A 14,259-nucleotide genomic window follows, 5' to 3' on the forward strand; every position below is an offset into this window, starting at 1 on the left:
ATTGCCCGTACGGCTTGTCCCTATAACCTTAGCAGGTTATGGTGAATAAGAAGTACGTTGTAACGTTCGTTGATACACAACTTCATTACCCCATTTACTTACTTCTCCAGATTCGGAGCGCCGCTGAAAGCGTCGCTCGTACAAGTCAATGCCTGATGACCATAGCAAGTTGGTCCCACCCCTTCCCATCCCGAACAGGACCGTGAAACAACTCTGCGCCGATGATAGTGCTGCAACCAGTGTGAAAGTAGGTTATCGTCAGGCTAGTTATATAGAAGAACCCCACCAAGTGATCTTGGTGGGGTTTTTCGCATTTTTCGTCTCAACGACCGCATCGCTCGCTGCACGTTGACGCTACGCGACGGTCAGCATGAAGCTACCTTTACGGAGCGTGAGCATGTGCTAATCCCGCCAGTGAATTGGTGGGGTTTTTTACCTTTGTGCATTAGAATGGCTTGCATCCAGGAGACGCAGCCCTATGCCAGGTTCCGCAACACGTTCCATACTTCTATGTGGCCTGCTCTTGCTGGCGCTGACGCCTATTGCGCGCGCCGCGCCGCTCAGCCTGCGGTTCGAACACCTCGGCATTGAACAGGGACTGACCCAGGAATCCGTCACTGCGGTATTGCAGGACCGTCACGGCTACATGTGGCTGGGCACGCAGGCCGGACTGAACCGCCACGACGGCTACCGCACCACCGCCTTCAAGAACGACCCGGCCAATACCCACAGCCTGCTCGACAACTACATCCATGCGCTGTACGAAGACGGCAACGGCACCATCTGGATCGGCAGCAAAGGCGGGCTGGACCGCTACGATCCAGCCACCCAATCGTTTGTCCACCAACTCAGCAAGAGCGGCCTGACCGTCCTGAGCATCGTCGGCGATGGCGCGCAGGGACTGTGGCTGTCCACCAGCGAAGGCCTGCAGCATCTGGACATCGCCAGCGGCCAGGTGCAGACGCTGCGCCACGCGGCCGCCGATGCAGATAGCCTGGGCGATGACCGCATCGGCCCACTGGCGCGCGACTCGTTCGGCAACCTGTGGGTGGGCACGGCCAGCGGCCTGGAAATGTTGAAGGCCGGCGGCCGCAAGTTCAAGCACTGGTCTGCGCGCGATGGCGCCGCGCCGTCCAGCAATATTCTGTCGTTGTCGATCGGCGCCGATGGGGTGCTGTGGGCCGGCACCATGCAGGGCTTGCAGGCATGGCGCCTGGCCAGCGACGGCGCCGAGCGCATGCCGCTGGCGGCGGCCGATGATTTGCACGAGCTGCGCATCACCGCGCTGTTGCACGACAGCGAAGGCGTGCTGTGGGCCGGCAGTTATAGCGACGGCTTGAAACGGCGCGATCCGGTCACGCGCCATTTCTACACCTACCGCCACAACAGCCAGGACCGCCACGGCGTCGGCGACAACCAGATCAGCGCGCTGTACCAGGACCGCACCGGCACGCTGTGGGTGGGCAACTGGTACACCGGCCTGGACTGGGTGGACCTGACCAGCGGCGGCTTCGAACGCTACACCGAATACCCCGGCGTGATGCCCAGCATCAGCAACAACAAGGTGCGCGTGATCAGCGGCGCCGGACCCAACAAGATCTGGCTGGGCACCGGCAACGGCCTGACCCTGCTCGATACCGCCAAGGGCGAAACCGAGGTCTGGCACCATAGCGACCGCGATCCGGCCAGCTTGCCGGGCGATCAGATCCAGGCGCTGCAGACCGACCGCCGCGGCCGCCTGTGGGTGGGCAGCATCACCGGACTGGCCTGGCGCGATGCGGCCGGCGGCCCGTTCACGCGGGTCGCGCTGGATGCCGATCCTGCGGCGGCGACGATACAGCGCATCGTGGTCGACCGTGGCGGCGTCATCTGGGTGGCTTCGCGCGCCGGCTTGCACCGCGTTGATCCGCAAACCAGCGCGGTCACCACCTGGCGCCACGACGCCGCCGACCCGAACAGCCTGGACGGCCGCATCTATTCGCTGATGGAGGACAGCCACGGCGTGCTGTGGGTGGGCACGGAAAACGGCCTCGACCGTTTCGACCGCGCCAGCGGCACCTTCCGCCACTATCGCCACGAGCCCGGCAAGGCGGACAGTCTCAGCCACAAGCGCGTGCACTACACCTACGAAGACGACAAGGGCCGCCTGTGGATAGGCACGGCGGCCGGCTTGTGCCGCGCCGAGCAGGGCGCCGACGGCGAGCTGCATTTCCGCTTCTACCCGACCAGCAGCGGCCGCGCGCCGGACCCGGTCGGCGCCATCCTCGGCGACGACCACGGCCGCTTGTGGATCAGCAGCACGTCCGGCCTGGCGATGCTCAATCCCGACACCGGCGTGTTCAAGGAATACACCTCGCGCGACGGCCTGATCGACGGCTCCTACTTCATCGGCTCGGGCTACAAGGCGGCCGACGGCACGCTGTTCTTTGGCGGCCTGTCCGGCGTGACGGCGTTCCAGCCGTCGCGCATCCATGACAACCCGCATGCGCCGCCGGTGTCGATTACCGATTTCTCCATTTTCAACCAGTCCATCCTGACCGGCCAGGCGCGCAGCGACGTGCTGGAGAAGGGGCCGATCTACGAAGCCAAGACGCTCAGGCTGGGCTACCGCGACGCGGTATTTTCGTTCGAGTTCGCCGGCCTGCATTACGCCGATCCGCAGCGCAACCGCTTCGCCTACCAGCTGGAAGGCTTCGATCCGCAATGGGTGACGGCCGACGCCGGCAAGCGCTTCGCCACCTACACCAATCTGGACGCCGGCCGCTACGTGTTCCGCGTCAAGGCCGCCAACAAAGACGGGGTCTGGAGCAGCGAGCCGGTGGCGATGGAAGTGATCATCGCGCCGCCGCTGTGGAAGACCTGGTGGTTCCGCCTGCTGCTGCTGAGCCTGGTGTTGGGCGGCGTCTACCTGTTGTTCCGCATCCGCATCCGCATGCTGGTGAACCAGAAGCATGAGCTGGAGGCGGAAGTGGGCAACCGCACGCGCGAGCTGGTGCAGCAGAAGGAATCGATCGAGCGGCAAAAGCGCGAGGTGGAGCACCAGAAGGAAAGCGTGGAGCTGGCGCACCGGAACATCTCGTTGCTGTCCGATATCGGCCGCCGCATCACGGCCAACCTGGACAGCGAAGCCATCATGTCGATGCTGTACCAGCAGGTGCATGCGCTGATGGACGCCAGCGTGTTCGGCATCGGCATCTACCGGCCCAAGGAGGAAGTGATCGAGTATCCTTTCGCGATGGAGAAGGGCAAGCGCTACACGCCCTACACCCGCAGCATGCGCGAGCCCAACCAGCTGGCGGTGTGGTGCATCACGCACGCGCAGGAAGTGTTCATCAACGACCTGGAGCATGAGTACCAGCGCTACATCGATCACCTGCAGCTGGTCTCCGGCGCCGACGACATGGGCACGCTGGAGGACGGCTCGCTGCCGACCGAGCCGCGTTCGCTGATCTATGTGCCGATCTCGGTGGCCGGCCAGGTGCGCGGCGTGATCACGGTGCACAGCTACCACGCCGACGCCTACCAGCGCATCGATCTCGACATGCTGACCACGCTGGCCTCCTACGTGGCGGTGGCGTTCGCCAACGCCGATTCCTACCGCAAGCTGCAGGACACGCAGCAGCAATTGGTGGAGCGCGAGAAATTGGCGGCACTGGGGGCGCTGGTGGCGGGTGTCGCGCACGAGCTGAACACGCCGATCGGCAACAGCCTGGTGATCGCCAGCACGCTGGAGGACAAGACGGCGGAGATCGACCTGCGCCAGACCCAGAACATCTTGCGCCGTTCGGACCTGAGCAGCTTCATCGAGTCAGCGCGCGAAGCGTCGCTGCTGCTGATGCGCAGCCTGCGCAACGCGGCGGAATTGGTGAACAGTTTCAAGCAGGTGGCGGTGGACCAGGCCAGCGCCAAGCGGCGCCACTTCAATCTGCACCAGGCCAGCCAGGAAATCGTGACGACGATGAAGAACCAGATCCGCAAGGCCGGCCATCAGGTGGAGTTGGAAATGCCGGACGATATACAGATGGACAGCTTCCCCGGCCCTTACGGCCAGGTCATCATCAACCTGATCAACAACGCGCTGCTGCATGCGTTTGAGGGACGCAGCGGTGGCGTCATCAAGCTGTGGGCGGTGCGGCTGGGGCCGGACCAGGTGCGCATCGTGTTCCAGGATGACGGCAAGGGCATCCAGCTGGAACACCAGGCGCGCATCTTCGATCCCTTCTTCACCACCAAGCTGGGACAGGGCGGCAACGGCCTGGGGCTGAGCATCACCTACAACATCGTCACCTCGCTGCTTGACGGCACCATCCGGGTCGACAGCGCGCTCGATGTGGGCACGCGTTTTACGCTGGATCTGCCGCTCAAGGCGACGCTGTTGGGCGACTAGCCGGCGGGGCTCAGATGCCCCAGATGATGCTCTCGTTTTCCTGCTTGGCCGAGCGCAGCATTTCCAGCAGCGGGAAGGCGCGGGCGGCAAAACCGACCCGTTGCATCACCGCGTGTTCCGTCGATTCGCCGTCTTCCTGCTCATGGGTGTGGATGTCGTGTTCGACGTCCGTTTCCGGATGCAATTTGCTCGCAGCAACTTCACCTTCGAGCAGGGACAGGGCGTGGGCCGCTTCCTCCGCCGTGATCACGCCGCGCGTAGGATTCTTGTGCAGCAAGTCCAAGATGCGCTGGGCATGTTCCTGGTACATCAGAACTTCTGGACTGGACTTCGATTTGAAGGAAATTAACATAGCGTGCTTTCTTAATCTTGTAGTTGGAACGATAGCACGGTGCACCGTTTCTTGCTGTAGCAGTCACCGTATTCCAGACATCAGGCCTGACGGTCACTATACAAGAGGCAAGCCCATCTGTATGAGCGCTAGCGCACATCAGATTAAGCATTTCCTAAGCCAGCGCCTATGTTTCAGTTCAGTTTGAAGGAGCTGAGGTAGGTTTCGACCTGGTCCTGCACGATATGCTTGTCGCGGCCCATGACGATGACCTGGTAGATCCGCTTGTCCCTGGCGATGAAGTGGCCGATCAGGCGCATCGTTTCGCCATTCCGGCTGCCCTTGGCCTCGACATCGAGCGTGGCCTGTTTGCCGTCGCCCGATGATTTGGCGCTGGTGACGGTGGCGCCGATATTGTTGACCAGCGCGGTCTTCATGGCCTCGATCGCGGCCGGGCCCTGGGCCGCATCCGGCAGCTGGGCGCTGCCGACGGCGAAGATGACGCCGTCCACTTCGGCCGCCGTCATGGTCATGTTCACCGACAGGGTATCGAGCTGGATGCTGCGGGTCTGGCTGGCAGGCTTGCCGGGGAAGAGCACGGCGTAGGGCGCGTCATTGCTGCGGTAGTCGCGCCAATCGTATTGCGGGCTGCAGGCCGACAGGGCGGCCGCCAGCAGCAGCGCCAGGGAGATTTTTTTCATCAGGATTTGGCTTTCTTTTTACGTTGCTCTTCCTGCTGCTTCCAGTCGTCGATATGGACTTGCTGGCGTAGCACGCGGGAGTTCGGATCGATGGTGTACAGCGCTTGCGGCGGCAGCGTCAGCTCGCCTTTGCCGTCGGTCATGACCAGTGTTTCGATGCGGCCGTTGACGCGCACTTCGAGCGGCATCGGGAAGGCGCCGCCATCCTTCAGCTTCCAGCTCAGCTTGAGCTGATTGCCGCTGCGCTCCTCGACCAGCTCCGGCAGCGCCGCGTGGTACAGGTAGGCGTCGAAGAACCAGCCCAGGTCGCGGCCGCTGGCCTCGTTGGCGATGGCGATGAATTCCCTGGTGCTGCTGTAGCGCGGCGTGAAGTTGCCCGGCTTGGGCGTCTCGGTGCCGTAGACCATGCGGCGCGTGGCGCGGAAGAAGGCGTCGTCGCCGATCAGGTTGCGCAGCGTGTGCAGGATCAGCGAACCCTTGGTGTAGATATCGTTGCCGGGGCCGCCTCGCTTGTCTTCGTAGACATCTTCGATGCGCTTCGATTTTCCGCTGACCACGGGCACCTTGTTGAGCAGCGACTTGCGCTGGGTGAACAGCTCGGCCTGAAATTCCCTTTCGCCGCGCAGGTGCTCCAGGTACAGCGGTTGCATATAGCTGCCGAAGCCTTCGTGCAGCCACATATCGTCCCAGTCGGCGTTGGTCATCTGGTTGCCGAACCATTCGTGCGACAGCTCGTGGTGCAGCAGCCAGTCGTAGCCCAGCGGCGACTTGGTGTAGCCGTTGCCGTAGGCGTTGATGGTCTGGTGCTCCATGCCCAGGTGCGGGGTTTCAACCACGCCCATCTTCTCGTCGCCAAACGGATAGGGGCCGATGCGGGCCTCGAAGAAATCCAGCATCGGTCCGAATTCGGCGAACAGGCCCTGGGCCTGCTTGTCGTGGCCCTTCAGGTACCACATGCGCAGCGGGATCTTGTTGCCGTAGCGGCTGTCGTATTCGCCGGACAGCACCTCGTAGGGGCCGATGTTGAGGGCGACGCCGTAGGTGCTGGGATTCTTGGCGCGCCAGTGGTAGGTGCGCCAGCCATCCTTCTCGTCCATGCCGAGCGCGACGCCGTTGCCGGCCACCACCAGCGGCGACGGCACGCTGATATGCAGCTCGATCAATTTCGGCTTGCCTTGCGGATGGTCGATGCAGGGCCAGAACAGGTCGCAGCCTTCGCCTTCGACCGTTGTGGTAATCCACGGCTGGCCGTCTTCGGTCTTGCTCCACATGAAGGCGCCGTCCCACGGCGCGTGCGAGGCCACGTGCGGCACGCCGTGGTAGCGGATGCGCACGGTCGTGCGGGCGCCGGCCGCCAGCGGCGTCGGCAGGGTCAGGTAGAGGCGGCCGTCCGGATTGCTGATCGCCGACGGCGCCAGTTGCACGCCGTCCACGCTGGCGAAATCGATGGGCAGGTTGCGGTCCAGTTCGACCGCGATGCGGGTCAGTGGCGCGCTGGCCAGGAAGGTCAGCGCGGCGTCGCCGTTGATGCTGCGGGTGGCGGGATCGACGCGCAGCGCCAGGTCGGCCTGTTCGAACGTGACGGCCAGTTGCTCCGGCGCGCGCGGGCTGCCGGAGTTGGCGGTGAAGTCGGTCAGCGGCAGCTGGGTGGTGGCGCAACCGGCCAGCAGCGCGCTGGCGGCGAGGTAGAGGGGCAGGCGTGTCATCGAATTCCCGTTGAATATTCGTTGTGCAACATAGTAGCAAGAATAACGACGGTAAATGTAACGCATCCTGGGTATCCCCCTGCAATCACAGCATCAGGCGGTGACGATATTCAGCGTCACGTCGATGTTGCCTTTGGTGGCCTTGGAGTAGGGGCACATGGCATCGGCGCCGTGGGCGATTTTGATGGCCAGCTCGCGGTCGACGCCGGGCACGATCAAGGTCAGACGCGCCTGCAGGAAGTACTCGTTGCCGCCCATGCCCAGGTCGACTTCGATTTCCACCGCGGTATCCGCCGGCAGCACCACATTCAATTGTTTGGCGACGATGCCGACGGCGCCGCTATAGCAAGCCGACCAGGCGCCGGCGAACAGTTGTTCGGCGGTGGGGTGGGCTACGACGGCGTCGAACTGGTAGGTGCGAGCGGCGGGATTGCCTGGTGAAGTCAGGTGGAGGTTCAGTTTGCCTTCGTGATTGCCGGAAAAGATGGCGGAGTCGGCGCCGGTGGTGTGGGTCTTGCCGGTGACGAGAACTTGGGTGATTTTGCTCATGATTAGATCCTGGTGATTGTGTGGGTAAAGTGTAATCGCATCCGTTTAAATCGCATCCGATGTATCTAGTATAGGCGTATCTGTGGCAATGTAAAGCGCATGCGATTGAATAGTGCGATATTTCATCGATAGTGCTGCGGCGATAGATAAAAACAAATGCATTTAGCGGTCGCGCAGCGCCCGCCGGTACTGGACCGCTTCCTGGACGTGCCGTTCGAGGATGCGCTCGCTGCCGTCCAGGTCGGCGATGGTGCGGGCCACGCGCAGGATGCGGTGGTAGGCCCGGCCGGACCAGTGGAAGCATTCCATGCTCTGTTTCAGGCTTGCCTTGCCGGGGCGGTCGAGTTTGCAGTGTTGGTCGATCTCGCGCGTGCTCAGGTACTGGTTGCGCTTGCCCTGGCGCTGCAGCTGGCGATTGGTGGCCGCCTGCACGCGGGCGGCGATCACGCGCGACGGTTCGCCGTTGGCGTCCGTCGCCAGAATGTCGGGATGGACCGCCCCCACTTCCATCTGGATGTCGATGCGGTCCAGCAGCGGCCCGGAGACGCGGCCCTGGTAGCGCTGGATAAGGTCCGGCGTACAGCGGCAGATGCCGCTGATGTGGCCGTCGTAGCCGCAAGGGCAGGGGTTCATCGCGGCGATCAGCTGGAAGTGGGCGGGGAAGTCGGCCTGCCGGGCGGCGCGCGAAATGGTGATGCGGCCCGACTCCAGCGGCTCGCGCAAGACATCCAGTACGCTGCGCGCGAACTCGGGTAATTCATCAAGAAACAGCACGCCCCGGTGCGCCAGCGAAATCTCGCCCGGCCTCGGCACGCTGCCGCCGCCGACCAGCGCCACGCCGGATGAGGTGTGGTGCGGCGAGCGGAATGGACGGCGCTTCCATTGCTCGATGTGGAAGGCGCCCGTCAGCGATTGCACGGCGGCCGCTTCCAATGCTTCCTCGTCCGTCATCTCCGGCAGCAGGCCGGGGAAGCGCACCGCCAGCATGGTCTTGCCGGCGCCTGGCGGACCGACCAGCAAAACCGAGTGATTGCCTGCGGCCGCCACCTCCAGCGCCCGCTTGGCGAACACCTGTCCTTTGACGTCGGCAAAGTCGGGATACTCCAGCGGCGCCACCAGCGGCGCCGAGTCATGGCGCGACAGCATGGCCTCGACCGACTTGGCCGCGAAATGGCTGCACACCTGCAGCAGCGATTGCGCCGGGTAGATGGCGGCGTTGCCGACCAGTGCGGCCTCGTCGGCATTGGCCAGCGGCAGGATGAAGGCCAGCGTGCCGCCGTCGCGGCGCGTCGCCAGCGACATTGCCAGCGCGCCGCGTATCGGCCGCAACTCGCCGGACAGCGACAGCTCGCCGGCGAACTCGTATTGATGCAGGCGGGAGGCGGGGATCTGTTTGGACGCCGCCAGGATGCCCAGCGCGATCGGCAAATCGAATCTGCCGGACTCTTTTGGTAAATCAGCGGGCGCCAGGTTGACGGTGATGCGTTGTGCGGGAAATTCAAAGCCGCCGTTCTGGATGGCGGCGCGGACGCGGTCCTTGGCTTCCTTGACCTCGGTGTCGGCCAGGCCGACGATGGTGAAGGCCGGCAAGCCGTTGGCCAGATGCACTTCGACGCTGACCTCCTGCGCCTCCATGCCCGCCAGGGCGCGGCTTTTGAGTACGGCTAGGCTCATGGATACACGGACGACCAGTGGGATACCAGCCGCCAGCGTAGCCCAGGCCCGCTGTGGTGCTTTGCGCTAGCCCAAACGGGCGCGGCGCGGACCTGCTTTATTGGCCGGCTTTGGTTTCCAGTTCCGCCAGGCGCGCTTCCAGCGCTTCCAGCTTGGCGCGGGTCTTGGCCAGGACTTGAGCCTGGACATCAAATTCCTCGCGCGTCACCAGGTCCAGCTTGGCAAAACCCTGGGTCATCATCGACTTCACATTCTTCTCGATGTCCTTTGCTGGTGAGTTTTCGATGGCCTGATTGATCTTGCTTTGCAAGTCGTTGAAAAAAGTGTTCATATCCATAATATTCCTTGATCTCGCCAGCAATGCACTGCACCATTGCAGTGCACTCCAGCCTTAATGTGGTGCGAAAATCGGCAAAATCACCGCCGCACCCATCCCATTCTCACATTCTTTCAAATGCGGTCCCGTTGCCCTAGTTGATACGGCAGCTATCACCTCGGCAACATTAGCTGGCACGCATTCTGCTACAGAAGCTATGAACGCATACACCGCTTCGTCATAAACAGGATTTTAAACCGCAACTGCTAAATAAGTTCAACTACACAAGGAAAACAACTATGAAAAGCTTGAGCAAGAACTTCACCCTGATCGCAGCGTTGACTTTAGCATTCGCCTCCATGAGCGCCGGTATGGCGCGCGCCGAAGACGCGGCACCCGCGGCGGAAGCGAAACCGGACAATGAAGTCAGCTTCAATGCGGCCATTGTCAGCGACTACCGTTACCGCGGTGTATCGCAAACCCGTCTGAAACCTGCATTGCAGGGCGGCGCGGACTACACCAACAACCCAACCGGCTTTTATGCCGGTACCTGGCTGTCCACCATCAAGTGGACCAAGGACGCCGGCGGCGACGGCGATGTCGAATGGGATCTGTACGCAGGCAAACGCGGCGAGATCGTCAAGGATGTGACCTATGACGTCGGCGGCCTGTACTACTTCTACCCATCGAATGGCCTGCACCCTAGCGCCAACACCTTCGAATTGTACGGCCAGATCGGCTACGGCCCGGTCACGCTGAAATACTCGCAATCGACGACCAACCTGTTCGGCTTCGCAGACAGCAAGAACAGCGGCTACCTCGACGCATCCGGCAACTTCGAACTGACCGACGGCTATGTGCTGAACGTGCACGCCGGCCACCAGAACGTCAAGCACAACGGCGCCTCCAGCTACACCGACTACAAGCTGGGCGTGACCAAAGATTTCGGCGTAGTGACGGTGGCATTGGCGGCGGTCTATGCCGACACGAAAGCCTACGTCGGACCGGATGGGAAGAACCTGGCTAAAACCGGGGCTGTCCTGACCATTTCCAAAACCTTCTAAGCGAGGCCAGCATGAAAATGATTACCGCCATTATCAAGCCGTTCAAGCTCGACGAGGTCCGCGAGGCCCTGTCGGCGATCAACGTGCAAGGCATCACCGTGACCGAGGTCAAAGGCTTCGGTCGCCAGAAAGGCCACACCGAGCTGTACCGCGGTGCGGAATACGTGGTGGACTTCCTGCCCAAGACCAAGATCGAAGCGGCGGTGGACGATTCCATCGTCGAGCAAGCGATAGAAGCGATCGAAGGCGCTGCCCGCACCGGCAAAATCGGCGACGGCAAAATCTTCGTGTACAACCTGGAACAAGTCATACGCATTCGTACCGGCGAAACCGGCAACGAAGCTCTTTAAGGGGAAGCTTGATGAAGAAAACTATAACAACATTGCTGGCTGGGGTATCCATCCTGTTCGCGCTGTCCGCGCCGGTGCACGCCGAGGATGCCAAACCGGCTGCTTCGGCCCCGGTCGCCTCCGCTGTAGCACCTGCCGCGTCGGCGCCTGAAGCGGCACCTGTTGCCGCCGCGCCAGCCGCTGCCCCGGCCGCCGCCGCGCCGGCGGAAGCCGCTCCGGCCGCCCCGGCCGCCGCCCCTGTACCGAATAAAGGCGATACCGCCTGGATGATGGTCTCGACCATCCTGGTCATCATGATGTCGATTCCCGGCCTGGCGCTGTTCTACGGCGGCCTGGTCCGTTCCAAGAACATGCTGTCCATCCTGCTGCAGGTGTTCACCATCTTCGCGCTGATCATCGTGCTGTGGTGCGTGTACGGCTACTCGCTGGCCTTCACCGAAGGCAACGCCTTCGTCGGCAAATTCGACCGCCTGTTCCTGAACGGTATCTGGGATCCGGCCAAGGCCACTTTCTCCACCGCCGCCACCTTCAGCAAAGGCGTGGTCATTCCGGAGTTCGTGTACGTGGTGTTCCAGGCGACCTTCGCCGCCATCACCTGCGGCCTGATCGTCGGTTCCTTCGCCGAACGCGCCAAGTTCACCGCCGTACTGGCCTTCATCGTGCTGTGGTTCACCTTCGCTTACCTGCCGATCGCCCACATGGTCTGGTTCTGGACCGGCCCTGACGCGATCAAGGATGCCGCAACGCTGGCGACCGAAACCGCCAAGGCCGGCTTCCTGTGGCAAAAAGGCGCACTGGACTTCGCCGGCGGCACCGTGGTGCACATCAACGCCGCTGTTGCCGGCCTGGTGGGCGCTTACATGATGGGCAAACGCGTCGGCTACGGCCGCGAATCCATGGCGCCGCACTCGCTGACCATGACCATGATCGGCGCTTCGCTGCTGTGGGTCGGCTGGTTCGGTTTCAATGCCGGTTCGGCACTGGAAGCGGGCGACGTCGCCGCACTGGCCTTCGTCAACACGCTGCTGGCTACCGCCGCCGCCACCATGTCCTGGCTGCTGGGCGAGTGGATCGTCAAAGGCAAGCCTTCGATGCTGGGTGCCGCTTCGGGCGCCGTTGCCGGCCTGGTGGCCATCACCCCGGCGTGCGGCTACGTCGGTCCGATGGGCGCGCTGATCATGGGCCTGCTGGCCGGTGTCATCTGCCTGTGGGGCGTGAACGGCCTGAAACGCCTGCTGGGCGCCGACGACTCGCTGGACGTGTTCGGCGTGCACGGCGTCGGCGGTATCCTGGGCGCGCTGCTGACCGGCGTGTTCGCTTCGCCATCGCTGGGCGGCCAGGGCATCTTCGACTACGTCACCAACAAGATGTCGGCTGATCCATACTCGATCGTCAGCCAAGTGACGATTCAGGGCACCGCCATCGGCACCACCGTCCTGTGGTCGGCCGTGGTTTCGCTGATCGCTTACAAACTGGTCGACGTGGTCATCGGTCTGCGCGTGCCGGAAGAAGAAGAGCGCGAAGGCCTGGACATCACCAGCCATGGCGAGTCGGCCTACCATGCATAATCGATAATGTTGTATGGACCCGCCACGGCGGGCTCATCGAAAAGCGCCTCCAAAAGAGGCGCTTTTTTTATTTCCCGCCTTTAAAATAGGGTTTTCGCCCCGATTTGGGGTATCTGCACGGTAATATCTGATGTTCTGCGTGCCTGGAGGGTCGTCCTCCCGCATCATTTAAGGAAGTAATCATGGTTCCCCATCTTGTCACGGCCCTGACCGGACCGCTGCTCGACCTCGAAGAAAAGATCCTGGCGGCAACGCCGGCCATTGAGCGCTGGTTCCGCCTGGAGTGGCAGGAGCACACGCCGCCGTTCTATTGCTCGGTCGATATGCGCAATGCCGGCTACAAGCTGGCGCCGGTCGACACCAATCTGTTCCCCGGCGGCTTCAACCATCTGGCGACGGAAATGCTGCCGCTGTCGGTGCAGGCCGCCATGGCCGCCATCGACAAATACTGCCCGGACGCCCGCAACCTGCTGCTGATCCCGGAAGTGACCCAGCGCCATCCGACCTACTGGCAGAACGTCGCGCGGCTGATGCAGATCTTCCGCCAGACCGGCCTGCACGTGCGCCTGGGTTCGCTGTCGCCGGAAATCACCCAGCCGACCCCGCTGGCCCTGCCCGACGGCAATATGCTGGTGGTCGAGCCGCTGGTGCGTTCGGCCAACGGCCGCCGCCTGGGCCTGAAGGATTTCGACCCGTGCACGATCTTGCTGAACAACGACCTGTCGGCCGGCATTCCTGACATTTTGCAGAACATCCACGAGCAAAGCCTGCTGCCACCGCTGCATGCCGGCTGGGCCGTGCGCCGCAAGGGCAACCACATGAACGCCTACGACGAGGTGGTCAAGAAGTTCGGCAAGTTGATCGGCGTCGATCCGTGGATGCTGAATCCGTTCCACGCCAAGTGCGACGCCGTCAATTTCCGCACCGGCGAGGGCTACGACTGCCTGGCCGCCAATATCGACGCGCTCCTGTCCAAGATCAAGAAGAAGTACAAGGAATACGGCATCAAGGACCAGAAGCCGTTCGTGATCGTCAAGCCGGACGCCGGGACCTACGGCACCAGCATCCTGACGATCAAGGATTCCAGCGAAATCAAGGACTTGAGCCAGGCCCAGCGCGACAAGATGATCGTCATCAAGGATGGCAAGGAAGTGACCGACTTCATCATCCAGGAAGGCGTGCCGACCTTCGAGAGCATCAAGGACGCCGTGGCCGAGCCGGTGGTCTACATGATCGACCGCTACGTGGTGGGCGGTTTCTACCGCGTGCACGCGGAAAAGGGCATCGACCAGAACCTCAACGCGCCCGGTTCGCAGTACGTGCCGCTGGCGTTCGCCCAGCAGCACGCGGTGCCGGACCTGAAGGCCAAGCCGGGCACGGCGGCGCCCAACCGTTTCTACGTCTACGGCGTGGTGGCGCGGCTGGCCTTGCTGGCGGCGTCGCTGGAAATGGAACGCACCGATCCCAACCCGGAAGTCTATTGACGTCGTTCCCGCGCAGGCGGGAATCCATAGAACGCGACTGTGGACGCTCAGCATGGGTTCCCGCCTGCGCGGGAACGACGAGGGCGGGCTCGGCCGGTGCCTAAGGCGAATCTCGGCTAAAATCAGGCA

General features: G+C 62.7%; 11 protein-coding genes and 1 rRNA gene. 6 read left to right on the top strand and 6 right to left on the bottom strand.

The window, feature by feature from the left end:
- Window positions 1-151: 151 nt before the first annotated feature.
- Window positions 152-264, top strand: a 5S ribosomal RNA gene (rrf, locus tag V6M89_RS17690).
- 214 nt (window positions 265-478) lie between these two features.
- Window positions 479-4,387 carry a sensor histidine kinase gene (locus tag V6M89_RS17695; protein WP_332854396.1) on the top strand — a complete coding sequence of 1,303 codons (3,909 nt, stop codon included), beginning with the start codon at window positions 479-481 and terminating at the stop codon, window positions 4,385-4,387.
- A gap of 10 nt (window positions 4,388-4,397) precedes the next feature.
- Here the strand turns inward: V6M89_RS17695 and V6M89_RS17700 are convergent, their stop codons facing one another.
- From V6M89_RS17700 to V6M89_RS17725, 6 genes are all read right to left on the bottom strand, one after another.
- Window positions 4,398-4,739 (bottom strand): DUF1840 domain-containing protein, encoded by a 342-nt coding sequence (locus V6M89_RS17700; RefSeq protein ID WP_332854397.1) that lies wholly within the window; start codon window positions 4,737-4,739, stop codon window positions 4,398-4,400.
- Between the two features lie 173 nt (window positions 4,740-4,912).
- On the bottom strand, window positions 4,913-5,419 hold the full coding sequence (locus tag V6M89_RS17705) for a hypothetical protein (RefSeq protein WP_332854398.1): 507 nt from the start codon (window positions 5,417-5,419) through the stop codon (window positions 4,913-4,915).
- Window positions 5,419-7,125 carry a M1 family metallopeptidase gene (locus V6M89_RS17710; protein WP_332854399.1) on the bottom strand — a complete coding sequence of 569 codons (1,707 nt, stop codon included), beginning with the start codon at window positions 7,123-7,125 and terminating at the stop codon, window positions 5,419-5,421. Before V6M89_RS17710 ends, V6M89_RS17705 begins: the two co-directional genes overlap by 1 nt.
- 93 nt (window positions 7,126-7,218) lie before the next feature.
- The gene (locus V6M89_RS17715) at window positions 7,219-7,674 is read right to left on the bottom strand and encodes an Ohr family peroxiredoxin (protein ID WP_332854400.1); all 456 of its coding nucleotides are present in this window, start codon (window positions 7,672-7,674) and stop codon (window positions 7,219-7,221) included.
- Window positions 7,675-7,836: 162 nt separating this feature from the next.
- A complete protein-coding gene (locus V6M89_RS17720; protein WP_332854401.1) occupies window positions 7,837-9,348 on the bottom strand; it encodes a YifB family Mg chelatase-like AAA ATPase in 1,512 nt (503 codons plus the stop codon).
- A gap of 97 nt (window positions 9,349-9,445) precedes the next feature.
- Window positions 9,446-9,685, bottom strand: a complete 240-nt coding sequence (locus V6M89_RS17725; protein WP_332854402.1) for an accessory factor UbiK family protein — start codon at window positions 9,683-9,685, stop codon at window positions 9,446-9,448.
- Between the two features lie 278 nt (window positions 9,686-9,963).
- Here V6M89_RS17725 and V6M89_RS17730 point away from each other — a divergent pair, with 278 nt between their 5' ends.
- The 4 genes from V6M89_RS17730 (at window position 9,964) to gshA (ending at window position 14,130) form a co-directional block, all read left to right on the top strand.
- Entirely contained in the window at window positions 9,964-10,728 is a 765-nt protein-coding gene (locus V6M89_RS17730) for a TorF family putative porin (RefSeq protein WP_332854403.1), read from the top strand.
- 11 nt (window positions 10,729-10,739) lie between these two features.
- Window positions 10,740-11,078, top strand: a complete 339-nt coding sequence (locus V6M89_RS17735) for a P-II family nitrogen regulator (protein ID WP_008444920.1) — start codon at window positions 10,740-10,742, stop codon at window positions 11,076-11,078.
- 11 nt (window positions 11,079-11,089) lie between these two features.
- The gene (locus V6M89_RS17740; RefSeq protein ID WP_332854404.1) at window positions 11,090-12,646 is read left to right on the top strand and encodes an ammonium transporter; all 1,557 of its coding nucleotides are present in this window, start codon (window positions 11,090-11,092) and stop codon (window positions 12,644-12,646) included.
- Window positions 12,647-12,828: 182 nt separating this feature from the next.
- The gene (gene gshA, locus V6M89_RS17745; RefSeq protein ID WP_332854405.1) at window positions 12,829-14,130 is read left to right on the top strand and encodes a glutamate--cysteine ligase; all 1,302 of its coding nucleotides are present in this window, start codon (window positions 12,829-12,831) and stop codon (window positions 14,128-14,130) included.
- Window positions 14,131-14,259 lie beyond the last annotated feature (129 nt).

This window comes from Duganella sp. S19_KUP01_CR8 (assembly GCF_036688705.1).
Classification (GTDB): Bacteria; Pseudomonadota; Gammaproteobacteria; order Burkholderiales; family Burkholderiaceae_D; genus Rugamonas.